Origin of the sequence: Aureimonas ureilytica DSM 18598 = NBRC 106430 (assembly GCF_000382705.1) — a bacterium.
Lineage (GTDB): Bacteria > Pseudomonadota > Alphaproteobacteria > Rhizobiales > Rhizobiaceae > Aureimonas > Aureimonas ureilytica.
The window spans coordinates 1-21,856 of record NZ_ARQE01000016.1 but is presented as its reverse complement, the minus strand read 5'-3'; the positions used below and the strand labels follow the sequence as shown (position 1 = coordinate 21,856).

Here is a 21,856-nt window from a genome sequence, read left to right as displayed (position 1 = left end):
TCCACCTAACCGAAACGGAACGGTTGGTAGCAGTTGTTACCTCATGGCGGAACGTTCCAGTCCTGCTATCCACTAGCCGAGCGTTTGGGTGGTCTTCCGGAATTCTTGTTCTTCTCTGGATTCGCTCCGCCTCATCATCATCTTGGAGCGTGGTCTGCCCCCGTACTGCCGCCCGGCATCGCGCTGTCGATTCGCGGCGATGCCGGGAGCAGGTGGCGCCGGAGCACTGACGATCGGCCGATGCCCTGACCGATCAGCGGTCGCGGTGGTGCATGTTCGACCATTCGACCGAAGCAAGATGCGCCGCTTCAGCGCGGTTGTACGGAGACCTTGAGCATCGGCGAGAACCCAGCTTGAGTGGGTTCGAACCACGCCGCCCAACGTGGGCAGACTACCACTCAATTCGGCAGCATATGCCGCGGACTGAAGTATTTCTTACGCCGTCGTCAGACCTTAGGCTTCGGAATCGAGGTTGGCAGATCGCCTTCAAAGACCGGGAAGCGCAATATGATCGGGACCAACACCGTACCCGCCCACCGGCAAGTCGGGGTCGAAGTCGGCGTCCGCGTCAAAGCGCAGCAGCCAGCAGTTGCGCTGCCCAGCGAGTTCGGCGGCCGCCATGAACTCGGACGAGAGGCCCGATCTACGTAGGTCTTCGATGCTGCTGTCGCGGTACGGTCCGGGCATCAGCTTGGCCGTCGAGACAACCCAACCATATTCGTAGGTCATCACATCGAACGGCAGATCGGCTCCGTTCAGTAGAGGTACATCCTCCATCGTCAGATGCCCCGTTGATACGTCCATGAACTCGTAGATTGCCATGCCGTCACCTCCCTGGCAGATCACCAAGTGCTGGTCCAAAAGGGGCAAGGCACAACAGGGCTGTGTTGACGGCGCGATCGAACGCCAAGACCCTCAAAAGCGGTCTGGATATACGACGGTGGACACGGGGGAGTTGTCCGAGGGCCGCCATTGACGGTCTGACGAAGGTATCCCTTCAGCATCCTTTCCCCGTGTCGCCACTCGCTGTTGTGGAAGGGTGAGCGAAGGTTATCCGCTGCGCCAGCAAAGCGGTTGACGGTAACCGACAGTTGCATAATCTGCCGGCGAGGACTTTCAATGCATGGGAGGTCTTGCAGGGAGGGACCGCATTTGTCGAACGTCGATACCAGGCCAAGGTGGGTAAGGGACCTCGCCCGCTTCCTGCCTCTTAAAAGCCAGTTCGTCCTCACCGGCAACGTTCGAGACCTTCAGATCCGCACTTCGGCGACCGCCGCGACCGCCGCCTCGTTGACCGACGTCATCGTACTGGCGCTGGCGGATGCCGGCTACGAGGCTGTCGTTCGCTTCGACCCTGTCTCCGGGTTCTCGGTTCTCGCCCGCCCCGACGGAACGGAGCCTGACGCGGCTGGGGTCCTTGGACGGCTTGGGTTGACCGCCCCTGCCGGGATTGCGCCTGCCGGGATCGAGCTGCTCGGTGCGACGCTCGAACGGCTGGTCCGTCTTGACGGTCCGCCGATCGCGCTTGTCGCCGACTTCGCTTCCCGCTTGGTCAATCGCGCGGACACGCTGTCCCCTCAGGAGCAGCAGCTCTTCACCCGGGCCTTGGTCGCCGGACAGTCGGCAAAGGCGCGCCCCGTCGGCCCCAACCGCGCGCCGCGGTTCAACACGGTGATCTGGATCGCCGACAGGGAGGGAGACCTCCCCGACTGGCTGATCATAGACAACCCCAGACTCCGGCACATTCCGATCGCGCCACCGGACCGGGCGGCTCGTAGCGCGGTCGCGCCGTCTCTCGTCCGTGGCCTGCCAGGCGCGAGGGAAGCTGATCCCGTCGCCGTTCGCGACGCCGAAGACGCGTTGGTGGACGCGACCGAGGGCATGCTGCTGGTCGACCTGAATTCGATCGCGCAGCTTGCACGCGCCGAAGGGGTCGGGATCGCCGACGTCGGCGAGGCGGTACGGCGCTACAAGGTGGGCGTGACCGAGGACGCTTGGCGAAAGCTGGAGCGCGGACGCATCCGTAACGGGGCGGACTTCGTCTCCCGCCGAGCGATCGGACAGGACCATGCCGTCGTGCATATGCTCGACATCGTGAAGCGCGCGGCGACGGGCCTCGGGAGCAGAGGTGGCCGTCCCCGGGGCATCGCGTTCCTCGCCGGTCCGACGGGCGTGGGAAAGACCGAGCTAGCGAAGACGGTCACCGAACTCCTGTACGGCGACGAGAGCGCCTACATCCGCTTCGACATGTCGGAGTTCAGCGCCGAGCACGCCGACCAACGGCTCATCGGCGCGCCGCCGGGGTATGTCGGTTACGACGTTGGTGGCGAACTCACGAACGCGGTCCGGGAGCGCCCTTTCAGCGTCGTGCTGTTCGACGAGATCGAGAAGGCGCATCCCCGCATCACCGACGGAGCCTTCTCCGGTCTATCAGTGGGTTACGACCGGGATGACCGTCCGGTGATCCTGTCGCGCAGACGCGACGGGACGGAAGTTCAGGTGGACGCGCTTAGCGAGGGAACGCGTGATCAACTCTTCCTGGCGCTCCGGCTTGGCTCGATCGACGGAGCGGCGGGAGCCGCTGCGCTGCCCATCGTCTGCGACGACCTGCTGATTACCGCCGACGATGCGCGTGCCGCCTCCCTCCTCCGCGTGCTTGGGACCGCCGCCAAGCGGAACCAGGTGATCGTCTTCAGCCATCACGACCACTTGGTCGACGTGGCGACCAGGGCGGTTGGAAGCGATGGCTTCCGGCTGCACCGGATTGCGGCGGGCGGCGGGTCGAACGTGGATGGGCGCGCTGCCGTGTTAACCCCGTGACGGTCGGCATCACGGGTGAGGTTCGGAACGAAGAGAACAGCCGGCGGGCATGAGCGACCGAAGCAGCCGTATCACAAGCTCTGCGGATTTGTGAGCATCCATGGGATGCGGCCACATCGAACCAACGGCGATCTCCATCGACTGAGCCGCGGTTTTTGCCCGGAAGGCCCCTAGCCCCATCCGCAAGGCCTCGCCCACGTCGTCGACTTGGCTGCCGACGAACGCTCCCACGTCGTGGAGATCACGGCAATCCGAAGCACAGCGGACTTAAACCGTTCGGTCGGGTGAGGCACAGCGGTCTGCCCTTTTTCTTCGTGCCACCGAATACCGCTTCCAGCGCCGGAGCATGCCATCTCGAGGCGTCGTTCTCCACGGTTCTAGTAAAGTCCGGATGAACGCCTGCGTTGATCATCAACGAAAGATCGCGGCCATCATTTTGTCGACCGCGTCCGGACCTGACTGCCTTTCAGGCTGAGCTGGAGGAAACTCAGGGCGAAAGTAGACCCCATTGAAACCGAGCTCGCCAAACCCCGCTTCGACGACGTCACGCAGGACCTGTTCGTCGTCATCCGATTCCGGAGCAGCCTTGAGCTTGCCAGCGATGCCGGCGATCATGTCGCAAAGCTGGATCGCAGGATGCTCCCTGCTGTTCAAGGGTCGAACGTCCGACACCCGCAACGGGAACTCTACGGACGTACCGTCGCCAAGGTGTTGGAAGTCCCTCGGCGCATCAGGTCCGATGATCTTCATCAACAGATGCTTTCGCCTGAAGAGGTTTGCGCTCGCGTCGTGATGGACGACGAAGTCCTGATCGTGCTGCCGCCTCCAAGCGGCGACGATCGAAGTCACTGTGGTCACCTGCAGCTCGTCGCTTCCTTCGAAGGCCTCCAGTTCACTGAAATGGGTGAACAGCTCTGCACCGATGGCAAGCTGCTTCGCGATGAGGTCAGGGCCTTCCGGCAAGGAGTTGGCCATGATGCGGAAGAGGACCTGGATGTCCTGAAGCGTCGCTTCGCTCGGTGCGCGGGAGAAACGCTGCCAAGCCGTCACGATGGCATCGTACAGCTCGGGCGACCCCTCTTGGCAGACGCCCCAGAATGCGAAGTTGACGTACCGCGAACAGTACCCGTTGGCATACCAGTCATGACCAGCCGCGCGGTAGATTGGCTCGACGAGGAAGTCCAAGGCTTTGGTCAAGACACAGAAGCGCTTGTCAATCGTGAAGCCCTTGATACGCCGAGCGTAGGGGCCGATCTCGCGCGCGAATGCTGTCAGGGGTCGCTTGCGCCGCTGGCGCCAGAAGTTCGAGAAATGAAACTCGTCACCCTTGTAGGTCGGATAGGCCGACCGGAGGATGTGCTCCGCTTCCTCGTTCCCGATATCGGTGCTGGCCTCGACGAAAATCGGCGCGGTCGTGTCCAACAGGTTGTATCCCGTGAAGCCGCTCTCATCGAAGTAAAGTTCCTTCTCAGGCACCCATCCGCTCCTTGTGCGTCTTACGTCGCGTGGGCCCGTCCCACGACGGAGGAGAGCCCTCTGTTCCATGTCAGCTCTACTTCAGACCCTACGCATCCTGTGCCCGCTCTGCGCTCGGGCTGTTCCCGACCGACAAACCTCATCGAGGACTCCCCGGCCGGGTCGGCAAACCGTCCACCATTCCGGGTGGCATGCCGTCCTTGCACCACTCGATGCGGCCGCCCCTTACCCAGAAGTGACAGCCGCAAGCGTTCAGCTGGTGGACCGATGGCTCGATTGAAGGTCGCTGGAACCAGTCGAACCGAACCGTCCACCTCGGCCGCCGCTGCTTGTTCAGAGACAGGGGTATGGCAGCCCCGCAACCGCCGGGGCAAAGAAGGCACGCCCATTTCTCGATCCCGCCATCGACGACGTGAACGAGATCCCCGCTCGCGACCTGCCCTGCACCCGGGAACGAGTCCACCGCTTTCGAGAGCAGGTCGAAATCCAACAGCCCGAACCGCTTCAGCGTCTTGGCGATGATCCGTCGCATGACCGTTCACCCGATCCGATAGAGGAAGGGCTCGACGTCACCGCGACCCCAGACCCCCGCGCTTGCACACATCTCGCATCCATCCCTTGGGAGACAGGTGCTCGAACGGTCCTCGACGGTGTCGAACCTGCGCCGACGTTCGAACTTCATTCCCCCGGCCCCCCGGAAGGCGGTCAGTCCCTGCAGGAACTCGTTCACCGCCATGGACGCGGTCTCGGTCGTGAACGTGACGACGACGGGCGCCGGATCCCCTCCGCCGGACACGTAGGCCTCCTCCTTGCGGCGTTCGTACTCACCCGGATCGACGCGCTTCAGCGCCTCGTCGCGGGCAACGATGGGATCCACCAGCCCGCGGCAAAGAAGGCATGGAGCGGCAGGACCGACGACACTCACCCGTGCCGCCATTTCGTAAGGCCTGTCATTGCTCGCCGGGATGATGCGAACCCCCATGTCGATGAGGAAGATGCCGTAGAAGTAGGCCAACCTGTTGAGAAACAGTCGGCCGTCATGGTCGTCGGTGCAACCGAAGACGACGTCGCACGAACGGAGCGCGTCTCGGACCCCACGGTCGCCGACCCACCCCTTGAAGGTAGCGACATGGACGCCGAGTTCGGCGTCTCTAATCTCCCTTGCGATGACGTCGACTTTCGCCGCTCCGTTCTCGACGTCGCTCCGCTTGGAGCCGTGCACACGGTTGAGGTTCGTCAGTTCGATGGTGTCGTCGTCGACCAGCAACAGGTGGCCGACCCCAAGGCGAGCCAGCAGCATCGCGACCGGGCTTCCTGTTCCGCCACAGCCGACGACGCCGATCTTAAACGTTCGCATCACTGGATTGAAATCGGGACCGAACAGCCTCGCTTGCCTGTCGAGCATCTCGTCGACCGCACCTCGGGCAACACCGTGAAGGACCAGTTTGCGCCCGGCCACCAGCACGCGCTGGCATGAGGCAACAGCCCCGGGACTCGTCCACACTCTGGCGCAGATCGTGCCGTCACCGCCCAAAACCATGCTCGCGAAGCGGTACCCGGGCCCGGACCGGTTGCTCACGATCTGCAGGAGGTTCGCCTCGTTGCGGTCGTCCTGATCCGAAAAGAACGCATGGCTGCCCGGATGGGTATGGACGATGCCAAGGGTCATTCCGCCAGCCTCGGCCTTTTTCAGAAGCTTCACGAACGACCTGGTGGACCACGTGACGTGGACGCCGGACGCCGAGATGCGGTCTTCGTCCGGAACGGGGATCACTTGGTGGGAGACGAGGCGCTTTCGCGCCTCTCCCGTCCACGGATCGGCGGCAATGTCCACGGTTCCGAACATGACGTAAGCAGATGCCTCTACGCCGTCTTCCGCGCGCAGAACGGACCGGAGTTCTTCCTCGTGCGCCTCGAGCAGGATCATGTCGAGCATCTTAAGCGGCTTCCGAGAGCGCGCGCTCGATGCGCTTCACCATGGTCTGGATGCCGTCCACGCCCGGCCGCCAGGCGGTGTTGTGCCGGGACCAGCGCTGCCAGACCTCGCCACGAAACGAATGCTGCACCGAAGCGGCACGGGGTTCCGCGCCGGACGACCTCAGCGTCAGCCAAGGCGAGCAGTAGAACATGTCAGGCGGGCTGTCCGGATAGCCCGGCGGCAGGATGATCAGGATGTCCCCCTTATCCGACGAGAACTTTTCCGGCGGAAGCGGGAAATCCTTCAGAATGACCCCGGCTTGCCCCGCGTCCGAGCCGTCCTCGTAAGCGATGCCGCGCGCCGCCAGATACTCGGCGTCGCGAGGCGGCAGGAACAGCGTGCGCCCTTCGGTCGTCTGGGCGATCGCGGTGAAGAACTTCTCGACACCCGGCTTGGAAAGGTCGACCAGATCGGTGTTGCGGATCAGAAGGTCGTCCTTGCCGCGGATCTCCTGGTAGACGTCGTGGGTCGCTGCATCGATGCCCGCAAGCGCCTTGAGCGCCAGCCCGCTGATGACGGAAGGGCCCCATTCGCGGTCGCGGTCGTCGACCTTGAAGCGGAACGAGCGGTCGGTCCGGAAGATCAGAACCTTTTCGGCACCGCGACCGGTGAGGTCGAACAGTTCGTCTTGACGAAGCGTCTCGAGCGCGCCGTCCGGCAGGACGGCGATAACGAGATGCTCGTCGACGGGCCGTGCGCCTGCGGCGTCGAGAAGCTGGCGCCCGGTCACGATGGGATCCGGAATGACGACTTCCCGAAAGTTCAGGTCACCGTCGCCGACGAGAACCTGGAAGCGGGGAACGCGGGAACTGGAAGAGTGGGTCATGGCAGTCTCGCTCTTGAAGCGGTGGGACGGCCCATGCCGTCCCTTCTACCCATTCAGCGAAGCGGGACGGCCACATCCGGAAGTCCGCTCAAAAAGAATCTTCCGAAGTGCAGACAAAATAAAATGGACACGTCGGGCAGTCCCGACCGGCCTTGGGTTCGAACAAACCGCGCTCGATGCCAGCCACGCTGTCGACATAGCTCGCGACCGCCTTTGCGTCGCCCGCAGCAGCCATCACCACCCGGGCGCCTCTGCCCGGATAGAACGCCTCCAGCTGGACTGGCCTTCCGGGATACATCTGGGACGCGGCCAGTTGCATGAGCCCCCAGACGGGTTTCGAGGACTCGCTTTTGGACTGCCGTCCAGTCTTGACCTTTTGGGCGAGGATGCCGCCGGAAGGTTGCACCACGACACGGTCCGGCGAGGTCACGATGCGCTTGCCCGCGAGCTGCGCGGTCCAGACGCGGTCACCCTCGATTCCTTCCACACGCGTTACAACCGCCCCCTCGACCATTCTGACGGCCTCGGCGAAATAGACGGGTTCGAACGCATGCACTGGACCTCGTGCGGCCCAGACTTCCCCAAACCGTGCCTTGGCCCGCGGGACGTCGACTTCGCGCCCCTCGCCGAGCTCCTCGTATATCCAGCGGACGGTAGCCCTTACGCAGGAATGGAACTTCAGGAACGCGCTGTCGTCGCCATGGCCGCGAAGGCCGTCGATCACTTCGTATCGGTATCTGGCTGGGCACTTCGCGTAGATGTCGAGGTGCCGCTCCTCGTGCTCAGCCTTGGTCGCCACACGCACGATCTCGGGCGGTCTGCCCGGAGCGCTCGCCTTCGACACCGCGCGCGCCGGGGGCAGCACACCGAGAAGGCCATCCAGGAATTTCGAAGGATTGACGGTCTGCTTCTCCGTGTACCTGTCCGCGCTGCTGATCACCAACACGTCTCTCGCCCGCGACAGGGCCACGAAGAAAAGACATTCTGCCTCGGCCTTTTGGTCGGCAGCCGATACCTCGAGCCTTTCCAACCCAAGCGGCGGCGGACACGAGGAAGGGCGCGTGCGCCCGGGCACATATCGAGTGGCGACCTGGGGCAGATGAACCGCCCGGAACTCAAGCCCCTTCGACGCATGGACCGTCATCATCCGGACAGCCGCGATGCCTGCGGCTTCGGGCGGGACAATTCGGAATTGGCGATCGTCGTCGAGTCGCTCGAGCCGCCGGATGTCATCGAGGAGCTTGAGCCGTCCCCCCTCGCCTTTGTTGCCGTCGACATGTTCCCGGCAGAATTTCAGCAGCAGGTATATGGCGACAAGCGACTGCTGTGATCGAACGTCGCCTGCATTCAGGAGCGGGCGGAGATACTCGCTGATTTCGAGCAGGTACGTGGTCAGGAGATGCCAGCAGCTTGTCTTCCAGGCGACGCCCGCCAGATGCCGGGCGAGAAGCCCGAGCCCGACGATCCCCTGCGCCGAAAGTCCGGGAACAGCGGCGGCATTCGCGCAGACCGTCAGGACATCTTGTTCCGTTTCCCTTGCGAACGCGACGATCCGGACGGCGTCCTCACGGGTTGCGCCGTATTCAAGGAACTGTGCAACGCGGACGAGACCGACGCCCGATCGATCGGCTCCAAGGGAACAGAGAGCCAACAGGTCACGGATCTCCGACCGCTCGAACAGGTCGCCGAGGTAGAGGACGGGGACGCCGAGATCCTCGAGCATCTTCCCGAAGCGAGCTAGGCAAAGGTGGGTGCTCGCGAGGATGGCTTGGTCGCCATACTGAATCCCCTCGTTGCGCAGTCGCTCGATTTTGTCCCTCATCGCCACGGCTTCCGATCGGAGGTCGGGAGCCCGAACGAGATCGGCGTGGCCTACCCTTCCACGGTGCGCCTTCCAGGTCGCCGCGGGCTTGGGCGCGGCCACGATATCGGCGCCGTATTTCTCGAACACCCTCACCACGGACTCGCAGGATCGGTAGTTCGTCTTCAGCCGGCGTCTCTCTGCTCCCGCATAGCGGCTCGTGAATTCGGCCGCATTTCCCGGCGCCGCCCCGCGAAAGCGGTAAATCGACTGGCGAGGGTCCGCGACGACCCAAAGTCGCTTCCCTTCCTCAGTAAGATGCTTCAGCAGCGAGGTGCTGGCGAAGTTCACGTCCTGATACTCGTCGACCAGGATGTGGCGGTGCTTCTCCCGTACGGCAGCCCGTATTTCCGGGCTCGACCCGAGCAGCTTCGCCGCGAGGTAAACGAGATCGCCGAAATCGACGCAACCCCGGTCTCTCAGGGCCTGGGTATAAATACGGTACACCCGCCCCACCTCGACGGCCCTCTCGGCTCGTTCGATCTCTTCGATGGTCGACGCCACGCGCAGGCCCGCTTCGGCAGCATCCATATACTCGACGTCGGAAACCATCTCGTCCTTCGCCCGGGAGATGGCTCGCAGGATCGGCCTGAGTTCCAGTGACGGATCCCAGAGATTCTGGAAGTGAACCAGGGGCAGTTCGGCCAAGATGCTTTCGAGAAGCGCGAGGCCGTCTGTCTCGTCCAGCAACTGGAAACCGGGAGGCAGGGCGGCGGCCTCGCTGTGCAGGCGCAACAGTTCGAGCCCGAAAGCGTGGAAGGTCCCGACCCAGATGAGCGGGGAGGCAGCGGCGTCCACCGTCTCCACCCGCTCGATCATCTCTCCCGCAGCCTTGTTGGAGTAGGTGAGAGCCAGGATCGTCGACGGCGGGACTCCATTCTTAAGGAGGTGCTCGATCCTTGCGATCAGGGTCCTTGTCTTGCCCGTTCCCGGTCCGGCATCGAGGATCAGCGGCCGCTCGTCCCATTCGGCGGCTTCCACTTGTTCGGGATCCAAAGGCTGACGGGACCCGCCGCTCTCGGACGGAACCGGGGTTTCCAGCGGCGGAAGGAGCAAGGCTCGTATTGCCTGCATCCTCACGAAGCCGATCGGCAAACCCGCTTCGGCCGCGATCTCGGATGGCTTTTTCTGGTGCGCCACGAATTTCTCCCGCAGCCGATCGGCGGGTAGCAGAAACTCTTGGGCGAATATGTCCGCTTGGACTTCCTGGCGTTGGCGGGGTGAGTAGGCGACGACGTGATTGGCCCCGGTTTCCATCGGCTGTCCGCCGAAGCCTGCCTCCGTCGAGCGGATCATGTACGCCGACTCGTCGTGCAGCCAATAGTGACCCAGTTCGTGGGCGATGACGACGGGTCTCTGCTCGTCAGCGAGGTCGGAAGCCAGGCGAACAAAGCCGTCCTCGCGCTCCAACGCTCCAAGAACGCCCGGTCCGAAGACACTCCCCGGATCGAACTCGTCCACCTGCAGCCCGGCGTCCTTCAATCCGGCCCGGACCAAATCCCGCGCCAAGTTCGAAGCGGTCTTTCCAGCAGCCAACTCGTGGCGCTGGCGCGCCTTCAGCCGGATGTCGCGCCAGATGTCCATCTCTCAGTCCTCGGCAAGCCAGAACGCCTTGCGTTCCTCGCTCATGTCCGATCCGCGGACCGCCTCTTCCCAAGTCCGCTGGCGTCCCGCGCTCGGAAGCTCGCTGGCCTTGAACGAGGGAGCGAAGGCGGCCTCATTGGATGAGACCACAACCGAGTGGAACCAGTCGGGCGATCGCTGGAGACGCGATGCCGCAAGACGCGAAAAGCGTCGAGGGATCGTTGCTTCGTCGATCCGGCCGGTGTTCACGTCCGCAACGATCGAGCGGGAGATGTCCAGACCGTCGGCGAAGTCCCGCAACGACGTTCCAGCCTCCTGAAGGGCAGAGCGCAGAGTGACAGCGGACATAGCGGGAGCCGCTACCGGCGCTGGGGAGCGAATTTCGGCCAGCAGCTCCATGTCGATGATCTCCACGGCATGGGCACGGATCTCATCCGCAAATTCGGGATATCTCGCGGTCCATTCGGACAACAGCTGCGGAGTGACGGTGTCCGCAGCCTGGTGGAAGCCGAACAGGACGTCGTCGAGCGTTTGCGTTCGATCATTCATCTTTTTGACTCCAGGAGTTCGAGAATTTGTCGTTCCGCCCTCTCGACCCAATTCTGCACCGTCTTCGGGGATTTGCCCAACATGACGGCAATGCTCTCGTCGGGATTGGAAGACGTGTAGTGGAAGCCGAGGCGGTGAAGCTGGAAAGCCTTCCGATGTAACGCAGGCAACTTCTCGATGAGATCCCGAATGACGACGATGTCCTCGGGACTCAGTTGGCGAAGGTCGGGAGCTTCGATCGTCGCGCCCGTTTCTGGATCGACGGCTTCCTGCTCGACGACGGCGGCAACACGCTGGGACGCTCGAATGCGATCAACCAGCCGTTGCCGGAGCTTTTTATGAAAAGCCGTCTCGAAACCCGTACCGTCTGCAGTCCCGGGAGTTAGAACGGCAACAGTCAGGATCTCGATGACCTCTTCGATGACCTCGCGGCCACCGTCGACCAAGTCCTCGCGCACCCTCTTTTGAAGATAGGAACGAGCATGGTCGGCCAAATGGGAGAGAAGCTCTCCCTTCAACCGCTCCGGAAGAGGTGTATCGAGCGCACGGCACGCCCGCACGAGCTCCTCCGGTCGTCTGGAACCAAGTTTCCCCCCATCGCTCAGATCCTTCCATTCGTGCCACCAAGGCTGCCCGACGTCGTTACGTTTGCTCAATGAAGGCCCCTTGAATTGGGCGCCTGATCCATAAGCGAATGGACAGGCTGTTTTTCGGTAGATCGCGATCGGAAAAATCTTCCGATGCGCGTTGCGGAGTTCCCCTTCCGTTCTTTCCCTGCAGCCAAACGGTCATCATCCGCTTGCGGACGGCTTGATGCACCCGGCCATAGCTGGTCGGCACGAATGGCCTGCCACAGTTTGCCGGAGCCTCCATCCTGGCTCGATTGGGAAAAGCACTGAACGGGCTGGATCGGTCAGCCAGTCCGGGGTGTGTCGGTTGTCACCCAGGTCCGAGAAACCTCTTCTGGACGAGGCGACGCCGGCGATCGGCGAGCAGTGCCTCCCCGGACACAAGCTTTGACCGCCATGTTCTGCTGTCCCCGATCGGCGAACCTGCCGGCTCGAAAGCCATGGATCCGCTCGAGATCCTGTTCCAGCGACTGCCAATGCGACGTTCTCGACAAGGTCCAAGGCACGTGTAACGGACCGCTGGTTGAGGACAGCCACCTTGCGACTCTCCAGGCGTCTTCCCGCTTCCGGTCCCGGACGGTCGCTTGCAGCCGCTCCAGCACATCGCAGCGGCGCCGTTCGCTGATGGCCTCAGCCATTTGGAGCGCTCGGCGAAACGTCCGCTCCGTGTAATGCAAACGGTGACCCGCGATCATCAGGAGGTCGCGCTCATCGGGAGTCACGTCACCCCTGACGGCTGCCTCCACGATGGTCGCAGAAAAGTTCACCCACGGAACGCTGAGGGGAAGCCAGTCGATCTCGGCCGGCCCGTGCGACAGGCAGACCTCCTCGTCGTCGCTCAGTCGCCCGCTTTTGTAGTCATCGTAGATCCCTCCGACCCCTTGCATTCCGAAAGCGTCGCACTCGGCAGCCCTGAGAGCGCCCATGCTCGCCCCACCGCCGACAGGAACGCCCCTTTCGAGGGCGAACAGGATCTCCTTGTGCCACACCGACTGAGAGGCTCCGAAGCATCCGTCGACGAGCCCTATCGCCGTCGCCCCGTCGACGACCGCCATCGCCACGTCTCCGCGTATCGCCGGAGGCCTCAGCTCGAAGTCGGGATGAAGTGAGGCGAGATGCTCGCGCTGGCCATGAAGGCTCGGACCGACGAATAACACCTTCATGCCGCGGCTCTCATCGCTCTGGCAGCCCGCATGCCGAGCTGGACGTTTTCGCCCCCGATGTCGACCTCAAGTCCCGGGACCACGACCCTGACAACGGAAAGTCCCAGACTGGGATCTCCCATCGGGACCGCTATCGCCTCGTCGATTCCGGCCCTTGAGAGACGTTCGAGCACGCCGGCGATCTGACCCTGCAATGTTGCGTCCGGGTCAACCGTCAACCGAGGACTGCCACTCATCGGCGCGTGACGCAGGTTCGTGACGAAGGTATCATCGTCGAGGCTGCCGCGCTCGTAAAGGATCGCGGAGAAGTCGTCTCGACTTCCCGCGATGACGGTCAAACGCGACTGGGCAGCTTCGACGACGGCGCGGATTGCCGCCCGGGACGCGATGGGATGGCAGCCGGAACCGCCACACACCTCGGACAGCGAGTGCTCGGCACCACCTTCCCGCAGCTGGGGAACGATGACCGCACTGTATGCGGGAACGTCGATGTCGGAGGTCATGTCCAAGAGGATCAGTTCCAACCCGGCACGTTCGATGCGTGCGGCAAGCGTCTGCATGACCGGATCGCCGAATTGTGCCGGATCAATGCGAGCTCGGGCCACCCGCGAGGCCGACCAGAGCCGCATCAGCGTCCAGGCGTCCCTTTCGATCAGTTCGCACAAGCCGTGCAAGACAGCCTCGGCGTGGCTGTTCCCCGAGGAAAGCCCGTCACTGGACTGCTCGAAGCCACGAGGGCGGGGGTCGCGATGGTCGACGCCCACCAGCCACCACGGGACCGCTACCTCGACCCCACCCATGAGATCCAGACCGAAGCACCAAGGGATCGGCGCGTCCTCTCCGAACGTCCAGGGGACACATCGTGCGGTCCTGTCCAAACGTATCGTCCGCCTGCCCAGAGCCCTCATTCCCGCGACCGAGCCGAAGCGCAATCCCGCGGGAGGAAGTTCGGCTATGCGCGTCTCGAATGCTTCCATGGCCGCGGACGCCATGGAAGCGTCGATGTCCAATCCCTTCCCTTGGAAAACGGACAGCGTGAAGCTGTTGGGTCTGGTCGCAAACGCCACCGGTATGCCGATGACGTCCAGTCCGGTCAGCAACCCCAACCTGGTAATGCCCAAATCAGGAAACAGCGGACGGAGTTTCGCGAGGGTTTCGGAGGGCCTTCGGACGCGATCGTCGTAGCCGCCCCCCAAGCGATCGGTCCCGACTAGGTCGGCCTCGAGCAGCCTGATGTGATCGGTGGGAGAGCATCCGGAACCCAATGCCACGACGCTGGTCCTACCGAAACTTCATTGCGTGGACGACAGAGCCCATTCCGTTGTCGCGCGGAATGACCGGACAGGAGCCGATGGCTTCCCGGGCTTCGGCTGAAAGGTGGATTGGGCAAGCGGCAGGTGCCGCCTTGATCGTCGCATTCGCCTTCATGTGCTTTCCCCTTTCACGACAGCGAGAAGGGGAATGCTTCGATCGAAGGCCGTCACACGGGCGTCAACGGCCAAGAGCAGCCCGTGACGGCTACGAGGCGTTGTCCTTAGTTGAGGCCTGCCAAGAACAGGCCCTCCATAAGCTTGCGCGTATCCTCCGGCCTCCGGTCGGGAACGATCTGCCAGACCTGCTCCACCCGAAAGCTTGGATAGTTCTCCCGGACGACGGCCGCGAAGCGTCGGGCCTCAGGGACACGTCCCGCCATGGCGCAACTGGCGGCCATGAGCCGGGACGTCGCGGCGACCCCGGAAACTGGCTCGAGCGCGCGGATCGCCTCGGCATAGTCCTCCAACTGGTAATGGATGCTTGCCTCGATCCAGTGGTAGTAGTCGGGCGGCAACGGGTTGACCCGCCTCGCCTCGATCATCGCGACGAGAGCCTCTTCGGTCTGCCCGTCGTGCAGAAGCGCGTCGGCGTAGTCCGCGAGAAGGTCACCGTCGTTCGGCATTAAAGACCTGGCTTCCGCGAAGTGGTCGAGGCTTTCGGCATGACGCTTGCGGTACAGCGACACGAAGCCGAGTTCCCTCAACGCCCGCCCGCTGTTCGGATCGTAATGTCGAGCGCGGTTGGCCATCGCCAACGACTCGTCGAGCAGCTGGCTTTCCGTCATACCCCGGACAAGCCATTCCATCGAATAAGTCCGCGACAGTCCGGCGAATGCCGACGAGAAGCCGTCACACCTGCGGACCGCCGCCTTGAACCAGCGACGGGCTTGCCGCAAGGATTCGAGGCGGGTACCCCCGATCGCCCGGCGCCCCTCCAGGTAGAGCCGGTACCCCGTCGAATCGTTGTCGTCGATTGGCGTCAAGGCTTCAGCCCTGTCCACCGCATCCGCCAGCGTCGCAACCGTCTTGCTGACGACGACGTCGAGCGACTTCTTCAAGTCGGTGGTGTCGATGGGCGTCTGAATTGCCCAGATCACCTCCTTGTCCGCCACGCGCGTCAAGCGACAGGACGCGCCGAGTTCCCCCGATCCGCCGCGAACCGAGATCGTTACCTCGTAGTCGAACTGCGTATCCGGGGATCCGGTCGCGGCCTCACGCCCGATCCGGGCAAGCTCGAAACTCGTATGGGCCGCGATGATCCGAAAGGACCTGTACTGACTGAGCCCGACCGTCACGTCCTCGATCAGGACCCTCCCGAGCCTCTCGTACAGGGGCTCGTCGGACAGCCCGGTTGGCGGCATCATGATGACACGTGGCGCTCCCAACCGTCCGTGTGTGGAGGCCGGCACAGCCTTCACGGGGATCAAAGCTGGCTCCTCGAGACCTAGGCGAATGGCCAAGGCATGCGTCTCGGCATCCGGCGACGCGTTGGCCTCCTCCCTCATGACGACACGGCATTCGTCCCATGCACGTCTTGCCAAGTAGGCCGATCCCGCGGCGACGTGTGCGGCCATGAGAGCCCGGTGCCCGAGACCTTCCGTGGGCTCTATCGCCGTGAGCAGCTCCGCAAGCCGAACCCGTGTGGCCAGGTCGGTGATACGTTCCTCGTCGGAAAGGATTTCCGTCAGGAGCGCGGCACGTTTTCGTGCAACCGTTCTCCGAGCCTCGTGAAGCCACTCCTCGAAGGCCGGGTCTTGCGCATTCAGGCCCTCCAGCAGCTCGCCCGACGCGAGCCAGGCGGGCAAGCCGGCCGCGAGTTCCAGCGCCCTGGCTCCCAACAGGTCCTCAACGTCGACACACCAGGAATTCCGAGGGAGACGTAAGGTCTCCCCGCCAGAAATCAGGCAGCGAGATGGCTCGGTCAGCTTGGACATCCTCGACAGTAACTGCCGCAGGTTGGCGGATTGTCGGCTTGGGGACACATCCCCCCACAGCATCGACTTGATGTCCCGGCGCTCGACCGTGCCTGCCGGCGCCAAGGAAATCAGTGCCAGAAGGCAGTAGCCCTTTTCGGGAACCGCCAGACTGGCCGAAGGCGTCCTCGCTTGCGGTCGGCCGAGCAGGTCAAGGCTGCCGCGCGCAGGTGTGGGACCCTGGACAATCTCGAGCATCGACACTTTCCAGACGTTTCACGAGCGTGCAGTTCGATGCCTGACGGCGGACCGCGACGATCAGGACCCCTTCCAATTTTCTCCGCTTATCAGATGCGCCCTTCGCTGCACATCACGGTTTGACGCCTCTGTGACGCCGGACGCGCGATAGAGCACCTCGAGGATTCGAGGCCGCTATCGACGTCCACAACGGTCGAGGCGATCCGCTCGCTGAGCTGGCACCCGGAGTGGGGCAGCGTCCATTCCAACAGGAAGTTGGCACCCGGACTTCAAATGCTGCCTCACGTCTGTCGGCCGACGTAACGAACAGCAGGACCGAGCCTAAGCATGCGCGCAAAAATCTGAACCACCCATTGCCATTTGAGTGTCACGGTGCTACATGAGTTACAGCAGTCAACAGACGGCAACCTTTGATCCTTTGGAGGTGGAGCGTCTAGCGCGAGGGCGGCATGTCGACATCATGCCGAACCCTTTGCAGGACATCTACGGTTTCGACGTGGATTACGAGGACATCTGCGAATGGCTATCAGAGTTCAATGATCATATCTCACGTAAAGATTGCGCCTTCATCAAGTCGAGGCCGACTGAGAAGTACCCTCCAGGCACGACATCATATTATTACCAAGCTTATGTTGCTCCGTGCAGAGCGACGATATTCATAAAATTTGCCATTTACCGCGATATCCTCGTCATTACCTCATTCAAGGAATATAACGATGACTGACGTTCGAGCCATCTTTTGCCTTGAGTGCGGCAGCGGAAATGTGTCCGAGGAGGTTTCGGAATTTGTGACGACCGTCCGGGGGAGGAAAATGATGATCCCCGCTGATCGCCACATGCGTTGTGCTGCCTGCGGGTCAATAAGTCATCCGGGCGAGATGGCCAGCATGCACATGCAGGCGGTCGGCGAGCGCATTCGACAAGTCGACGGCCTACTTTCTCTCGAAGAGTTGAAGGAGATCAGGGCTCGTTACGGCTTCCAGCAAGAGGAAATGGAAGCTCTCATCGACAGTGGACCAAAGACCTGGGTCCGGTGGGAGCGCGGTCGTGTTGTACCCTCGCCCCAATACGACAAGGTCATCCGACGCATCGCCGACGACCCCCGATACTTGCGACAGCTGATGCAAGAAAAGGGCGTACGCAACGAGACAGCCCTCGAAGTGATCGAAGAGGCTTGCGAACGGGAAGTTCGTTCACTTAGCGATGCGGTGCGCGAATCCCATGTTCCCACGACGGCGCCAGTGGAGGCCATTGTGTCCTCGGTACTCGTGAGGAGTTCGGAGGTTCGCAAGAGTCTGTTCAATGTCAGCCAGACTTCCGTCAACGTCCAAGCGACTATCGATCGTCATGTGGCAAGGGTCCCGGTGGACGTTGAGGGACTCGCAAGGGACCTTGGGATCTCAATCGCCCGCGACACGCGAATGACCATGAATTCGTCGGGAAGCATCACCCGGCAGAGGCGCCCTACCGGCGTCGCGGGCTTCCTTATTTCCGTGAATGGTCGTGAACACGTTCACCGTCAACGGTTCACGATCGCGCACGAGGTCGCACATTATGTACTGCACCGCGACCGGATCGGCGACGGGATCACCGAACCAGTTCTCAATCGATCCTTCGAAGGCCAGGATCCGATCGAACGAGAGGCCAATGCCATGGCTGCCGAACTGCTCATGCCCGAGACATCGCTACGAGAAGCCTTCGCTGACACTGGCGACGTCGCGGAACTGGCAAGACGGTTCAAGGTCTCTCCGGAGAGCATGGGGTGGCGCCTTTTCGCACTAGGCCTCACCAGAGTACGGCCGAGACAGAGCTGACCTCATCGTGACGGCGCTCCCGAACGTCTGCGCGGAAGGGATCGGCTGCGTCGCGAACGCTTCGTTCAGACCACTGACACGAGCGATTGTCCCCGCGGGCGGCGTCCCAGCCCACTGAGTCTCAGGAGCAGCTGTCTGAAAAGCCCGTTGCTCCGCCACGTATGGCCAAGTTCGGGAGCTTGACCGTACGTGGTGGAAGCGGTTGCACCTAGGCATGTCCATCGTATGCCTGCCGTGTTTCGTCGTTGGTCAAGCGGCGGTCCATCTGCGCGAGGAGGCCGAAAAACTGGCTTGATACCGCACCGTCTCTTGGTTCGCGCCGCCGGGTCCCGGCGCTTGGCCTGGACCGCCGCAGCGCGGCCCCTGTGAACTGGCCCGATGGTCGTGAGGCATTGGCCGCACGCCATGCGGCAAAAATCTCGCTTCGGTCTGGAGGAATTTGCGCCGTGAGGAATGACCCTCGCCGGCCAAATCGGAGAACACCACTTGATTCGCCTCTTTTCTCCGCTTCGAAAAGTGAAGCGCCTCCTGTCATCGCAGACCGCCACCAACATCCTGTTCTTCGCGTTCTGCGGCGCAGTAGCAACGATATGGCTACATTGGTTGCGCGACCCCTTCTACGTTGATTTGGTGGGAACCATCTGTGGCACGTTTGATTGCCCAGCCTGGACACCCAAGGCGTTCTTATCGACGGACCCCGAAGGGACCGCGACGCGACTGGGGCTTTGGGGCGACAGCTTTGGTGCATTGAACGCCCTGCTTTCCGCATTCGGCTTCATGGCCGTCGTCCTGACCTTGATACAGCAACAGCGTGACCAGCACCGGCAACGCTTCGACGCGACGTTCTTCGAGATGCTGAACATGCTACGTGAAGAACGGGAGGGCATCAGGTTCGCCTACAGCAAACGCTATGTGACATCCGTCCCTTCGACCCAGGAGATGGATGACAAGCCGGATCAGAAGTCGTATCGCGGCCGCAACGCTATACGTGCAGCCGCGAGAGAGTATAGTTTCTGGATGCGAAATCGCATCAACCAGCTCGACCTCATACAGCACGACCCCGACACGCTTCGAGCAGCCCTTGCGAAGCTCTACGTCTCGAAGGTTCACTCGCGATATGAAAGTCGGCTCGGCTCCTACTTTCGGGTTATGTACACGATCTTGGAGAAGGTCGACAGCGACCGACTCCTGCGCCCCGCCGAAAAGCAGCGTTACGGCAACATGCTGCGCGCCCAGATGACGAATTACGAAGTTCAGCTGGCGGCACTGAACGGATTGGCGGACTTTGCCAAGGACTTTCCGCTACTCATTCAGAAATACCGTATCATGAAATACATGAGAAAGGGCAAATTGCGTACTTACCTCATCCAGATATACGGACCGAAGGCCTTCGCCGGACGGGACGAGAATGAGGGCTTTGTAAATATAATCCCCAAGCGATGATGCCTTCGGCGCAACGGCACCCCGGCCCCCAGGCCCCCTAGGTGTTCAGTCCCAACATCTGGTGAATCGGACTCACGATGAAACGGTCTGGCTCTGAGAGACTGTTTCGAAAGTCCCCAGCGGAGGATCGGCGAGGGATTTTTCGTCGTCCACGAGGCGCGAAGCGCAGCGGATGCCGGCGGCATCGGCGAGCATTCGCAACGAAGTGACGGCGGAAAATCACCGCCGAGCCGACCCGGCAGACTTTTGAAACAGTCTCTGAGACCCGGATTTTGGCGGTGTATTCGTAGGGCGTGAGGCTGCCGAACGCCTTAAGCGGACGACCCAAGTTGTAAGCCGCCATGAAGTCGGCGAGGTGAGCCCGAATCTGATCGTGGCTCTCGTAGTGGAAGCATTCGACGGTCGGGTCTTTGATCGTGCGGTTCACCCGCTCGACCTGCCCATTGGTCCAGGGGGGTCGTTTTTCCGGAGCGACCGGCAAAGTCCCCGCGCACTCAGCGAGGTGTCGGGTTCAGAGGAGAGCTGAGCATGCGGATCGCGGTCGAAGACTGGAATAGCGTGGCGTATCCTTGCCGCGCGCCGGGAGATGACCGCCCGTAGGAAGGCGGCGGAGCACCTCGCGGTCGCCAAGAACCCGCTGTCGGTCGAGCGGGAGACTCGAGACGGCCTGATGGGCTGGATCGCAAAACCGCTGTCCACCTTGCGCCCGGAGCGAAGGCCGCCGACCTCGGCCGTCACTGCCCCCTGAACGCCGACGCGATCGTTGCCCAAGCTTTGGGGCGGCATCCGCCGTTTCCGATCGGAAGGCGGCATGGTCGCCATCCGAATTCAGCCGCATCCCTTTTTCGGACGGCCGCCTCGATCATGCCCGAGAGGCGCGCGCGTAAGCAACGCGCGAGACCCACTTTGGGTCTTGACGGCTGATTCTTTCTTGCGGAGGTGTCGTGTGACTCGAACACAGCGAAAGCCTGAGGCGCTGGTGCCGCTCGCCCTTCGCAGCGGTCTCTCGGTTCTGCAAGCCGTCGGAAAAGTTTTCCGGTCCGACGGAAGCCTCGGCCTGTCACGCGTGCTAGATCACACCGGACCCGATGCCTCGCGGGACGAGCAGGAACTCGACCCCACGCGGTCGGCCAGCATTCGCGCCAGTTCGAAAGCACTCGGCGTCTTCATGAAACGTTCTCTGTTGCCGAACGATCGTGGGCTTGATGCGCCGAACCCGCAATGGAAACCGCCTGCGCACGTCGCCTGCAATATTTGGGCCCGGTCGGTTTGTCTGGTCTATCGGACGCAGTGCCGTGGAAGTCGGTGCGCCGGCTTGGACGTCGTTTCGAGATTCCCTGCAGAGGCGGAAGAGCGGTCACCCAAACCGGAGGCGCGGACAGCTGCCTAGGGAGCGGACTCGTTACGCATTGATCCAGATGCGGACGGCGGCGAGCTTGATGGCAGCGAGGAAGTTGTCGGGCCGTCGGTCGTAGCGAGTGGCAAGGCCGCGCATTTGTTTGAGGCGGTTGAAGAAGCGCTCGACGAGGTTGCGCTGGCGGTAGACCCAGCGGCTGAAGGCGAAGGTGGCCTTGCGCATCGAGCGCGGTGGGATGTTGGCCCAGGCACCTTTCGCAGCCACGAAGGAGCGGATGCCGTCGGTGTCGTAGGCCTTGTCCGCGATCACGGTCGCACCGGGCGCGACGGTATCGAGCAGTTTGGCTGCCATGGGTGCGTCGCCAGCTTGCCCGGCGGTGAGTTCCAGACGCACGGGCCGACCTTCGGCATCCACCAGAGCATGGATCTTGGTCGTCAGGCCGCCTCTTGAACGTCCCATGCAAGGATCGGCAGGCCCCCTTTTTTACCCACCGCCCCATGCTGATGGACGCGCACGCAAGAGGAGTCGATCATGACGATGTCGCCGTCATAAGCTCGGCTCACGGCCTCCAGCAGCCGATCCCAGACACCGGCGGCACGCCAGCGCGTGAAGCGGTTGTAGAGCGTGGTGCGCGGGCCGTAGCGCTCGGGTACGTCCCGCCAGGACGAACCGGTCCGGAACCGCCAGAGGATGCCGTTGATCACCCGCCGGTCGTCCACCCGAGGCACGCCGCGGCTGTTCCTGGGCAAAAGCGGCTCGATCACCGCCCACTCGTGATCCGTCAGTTCATGGCGACGCATGCCAACCTCCTTCGCAGGAGATTGAATCAGATCACACCAAAACCGGGAACCCCGTTATGGGGACACGCCCTA

Annotated in this window: 16 protein-coding genes and 1 pseudogene; 4 read left to right on the top strand and 13 right to left on the bottom strand. The window is 62.6% G+C overall.

The window, feature by feature from the left end; translation table 11 throughout:
• Positions 1 to 486 precede the first annotated feature (486 nt).
• Entirely contained in the window at positions 487 to 822 is a 336-nt protein-coding gene (locus tag B146_RS0122085) for a DUF5983 family protein (protein WP_155897658.1), read from the bottom strand.
• A 330-nt stretch (positions 823 to 1,152) separates the two neighbouring features.
• Between B146_RS0122085 and B146_RS27085 the strand changes: the two genes are divergently transcribed.
• Positions 1,153 to 2,820: an ATP-binding protein gene (locus B146_RS27085; protein ID WP_019998664.1), complete on the top strand. Its 1,668-nt coding sequence runs from the start codon at positions 1,153 to 1,155 to the stop codon at positions 2,818 to 2,820.
• Positions 2,821 to 3,231: 411 nt separating this feature from the next.
• Here the strand turns inward: B146_RS27085 and B146_RS0122075 are convergent, their stop codons facing one another.
• The 10 genes from B146_RS0122075 to B146_RS0122030 form a co-directional block, all read right to left on the bottom strand.
• Positions 3,232 to 4,296: a DUF3800 domain-containing protein gene (locus tag B146_RS0122075; RefSeq protein ID WP_019998663.1), complete on the bottom strand. Its 1,065-nt coding sequence runs from the start codon at positions 4,294 to 4,296 to the stop codon at positions 3,232 to 3,234.
• A 139-nt stretch (positions 4,297 to 4,435) separates the two neighbouring features.
• Entirely contained in the window at positions 4,436 to 4,828 is a 393-nt protein-coding gene (locus B146_RS27080; RefSeq protein WP_019998662.1) for a DUF6527 family protein, read from the bottom strand.
• Positions 4,829 to 4,834: 6 nt separating this feature from the next.
• Entirely contained in the window at positions 4,835 to 6,232 is a 1,398-nt protein-coding gene (locus tag B146_RS0122065) for a ThiF family adenylyltransferase (RefSeq protein ID WP_019998661.1), read from the bottom strand.
• 1 nt (position 6,233) lies between these two features.
• The gene (locus B146_RS0122060; protein ID WP_019998660.1) at positions 6,234 to 7,100 is read right to left on the bottom strand and encodes a multiubiquitin domain-containing protein; all 867 of its coding nucleotides are present in this window, start codon (positions 7,098 to 7,100) and stop codon (positions 6,234 to 6,236) included.
• Between the two features lie 88 nt (positions 7,101 to 7,188).
• Positions 7,189 to 10,545, bottom strand: a complete 3,357-nt coding sequence (locus B146_RS0122055) for an ATP-dependent helicase (protein ID WP_019998659.1) — start codon at positions 10,543 to 10,545, stop codon at positions 7,189 to 7,191.
• A gap of 3 nt (positions 10,546 to 10,548) precedes the next feature.
• Entirely contained in the window at positions 10,549 to 11,094 is a 546-nt protein-coding gene (locus B146_RS0122050) for a hypothetical protein (RefSeq protein ID WP_019998658.1), read from the bottom strand.
• Complete coding sequence (locus tag B146_RS0122045; protein ID WP_155897657.1) at positions 11,091 to 11,750, bottom strand: RNA polymerase sigma factor; 660 nt, start codon at positions 11,748 to 11,750, stop codon at positions 11,091 to 11,093. Before B146_RS0122045 ends, B146_RS0122050 begins: the two co-directional genes overlap by 4 nt.
• Positions 11,751 to 12,007: 257 nt before the next feature.
• Complete coding sequence (locus tag B146_RS27075; protein WP_019998656.1) at positions 12,008 to 12,886, bottom strand: TfuA-like protein; 879 nt, start codon at positions 12,884 to 12,886, stop codon at positions 12,008 to 12,010.
• Positions 12,883 to 14,151, bottom strand: a complete 1,269-nt coding sequence (locus B146_RS0122035; RefSeq protein ID WP_019998655.1) for a YcaO-like family protein — start codon at positions 14,149 to 14,151, stop codon at positions 12,883 to 12,885. Before B146_RS0122035 ends, B146_RS27075 begins: the two co-directional genes overlap by 4 nt.
• Before the next feature lie 269 nt (positions 14,152 to 14,420).
• Positions 14,421 to 16,370 (bottom strand): tetratricopeptide repeat protein, encoded by a 1,950-nt coding sequence (locus tag B146_RS0122030; protein WP_019998654.1) that lies wholly within the window; start codon positions 16,368 to 16,370, stop codon positions 14,421 to 14,423.
• A gap of 379 nt (positions 16,371 to 16,749) precedes the next feature.
• Between B146_RS0122030 and B146_RS27070 the strand changes: the two genes are divergently transcribed.
• The 3 genes from B146_RS27070 to B146_RS27060 all read left to right on the top strand — a co-directional run bounded on the left by B146_RS27070 (position 16,750) and on the right by B146_RS27060 (position 19,627).
• Positions 16,750 to 17,094 carry a hypothetical protein gene (locus tag B146_RS27070; protein ID WP_026358854.1) on the top strand — a complete coding sequence of 115 codons (345 nt, stop codon included), beginning with the start codon at positions 16,750 to 16,752 and terminating at the stop codon, positions 17,092 to 17,094.
• Positions 17,087 to 18,184 carry a type II TA system antitoxin MqsA family protein gene (locus tag B146_RS28050; protein ID WP_019998652.1) on the top strand — a complete coding sequence of 366 codons (1,098 nt, stop codon included), beginning with the start codon at positions 17,087 to 17,089 and terminating at the stop codon, positions 18,182 to 18,184. Before B146_RS27070 ends, B146_RS28050 begins: the two co-directional genes overlap by 8 nt.
• Positions 18,185 to 18,637: 453 nt before the next feature.
• Entirely contained in the window at positions 18,638 to 19,627 is a 990-nt protein-coding gene (locus tag B146_RS27060; protein WP_019998651.1) for a putative phage abortive infection protein, read from the top strand.
• 37 nt (positions 19,628 to 19,664) lie between these two features.
• On the opposite strand, the pseudogene B146_RS30320 reads toward B146_RS27060, so the two are convergent.
• Positions 19,665 to 20,081 (bottom strand): annotated as a pseudogene (locus B146_RS30320) (integrase core domain-containing protein); the annotation flags it as partial.
• 948 nt (positions 20,082 to 21,029) lie between these two features.
• Positions 21,030 to 21,784 (bottom strand): IS5 family transposase gene (locus B146_RS28675; protein WP_155897655.1). Its coding sequence is split into 2 segments (ribosomal slippage): positions 21,030 to 21,461 and positions 21,464 to 21,784, totalling 753 coding nucleotides; the frame shifts between segments, so codons are not numbered across the junction.
• Between the last annotated feature and the right edge of the window lie 72 nt (positions 21,785 to 21,856).

Excerpts from the sequence above, each read along its gene's own strand:
- B146_RS0122060 (WP_019998660.1), bottom strand. The coding sequence starts at position 7,100 with ATGACCCACTCTTCCAGTTCCCGCGTTCCCCGCTTCCAGGTTCTCGTC.
- B146_RS0122050 (WP_019998658.1), bottom strand. The coding sequence starts at position 11,094 with ATGAATGATCGAACGCAAACGCTCGACGACGTCCTGTTCGGCTTCCAC.
- B146_RS27060 (WP_019998651.1), top strand. The coding sequence starts at position 18,638 with ATGACCCTCGCCGGCCAAATCGGAGAACACCACTTGATTCGCCTCTTT.
- B146_RS27080 (WP_019998662.1), bottom strand. The coding sequence starts at position 4,828 with ATGCGACGGATCATCGCCAAGACGCTGAAGCGGTTCGGGCTGTTGGAT.
- B146_RS27070 (WP_026358854.1), top strand. The coding sequence starts at position 16,750 with ATGAGTTACAGCAGTCAACAGACGGCAACCTTTGATCCTTTGGAGGTG.
- B146_RS0122055 (WP_019998659.1), bottom strand. The coding sequence starts at position 10,545 with ATGGACATCTGGCGCGACATCCGGCTGAAGGCGCGCCAGCGCCACGAG.
- B146_RS28050 (WP_019998652.1), top strand. The coding sequence starts at position 17,087 with ATGACTGACGTTCGAGCCATCTTTTGCCTTGAGTGCGGCAGCGGAAAT.
- B146_RS0122065 (WP_019998661.1), bottom strand. The coding sequence starts at position 6,232 with ATGCTCGACATGATCCTGCTCGAGGCGCACGAGGAAGAACTCCGGTCC.
- B146_RS0122085 (WP_155897658.1), bottom strand. The coding sequence starts at position 822 with ATGGCAATCTACGAGTTCATGGACGTATCAACGGGGCATCTGACGATG.
- B146_RS0122030 (WP_019998654.1), bottom strand. The coding sequence starts at position 16,370 with ATGCTCGAGATTGTCCAGGGTCCCACACCTGCGCGCGGCAGCCTTGAC.
- B146_RS27075 (WP_019998656.1), bottom strand. The coding sequence starts at position 12,886 with ATGAAGGTGTTATTCGTCGGTCCGAGCCTTCATGGCCAGCGCGAGCAT.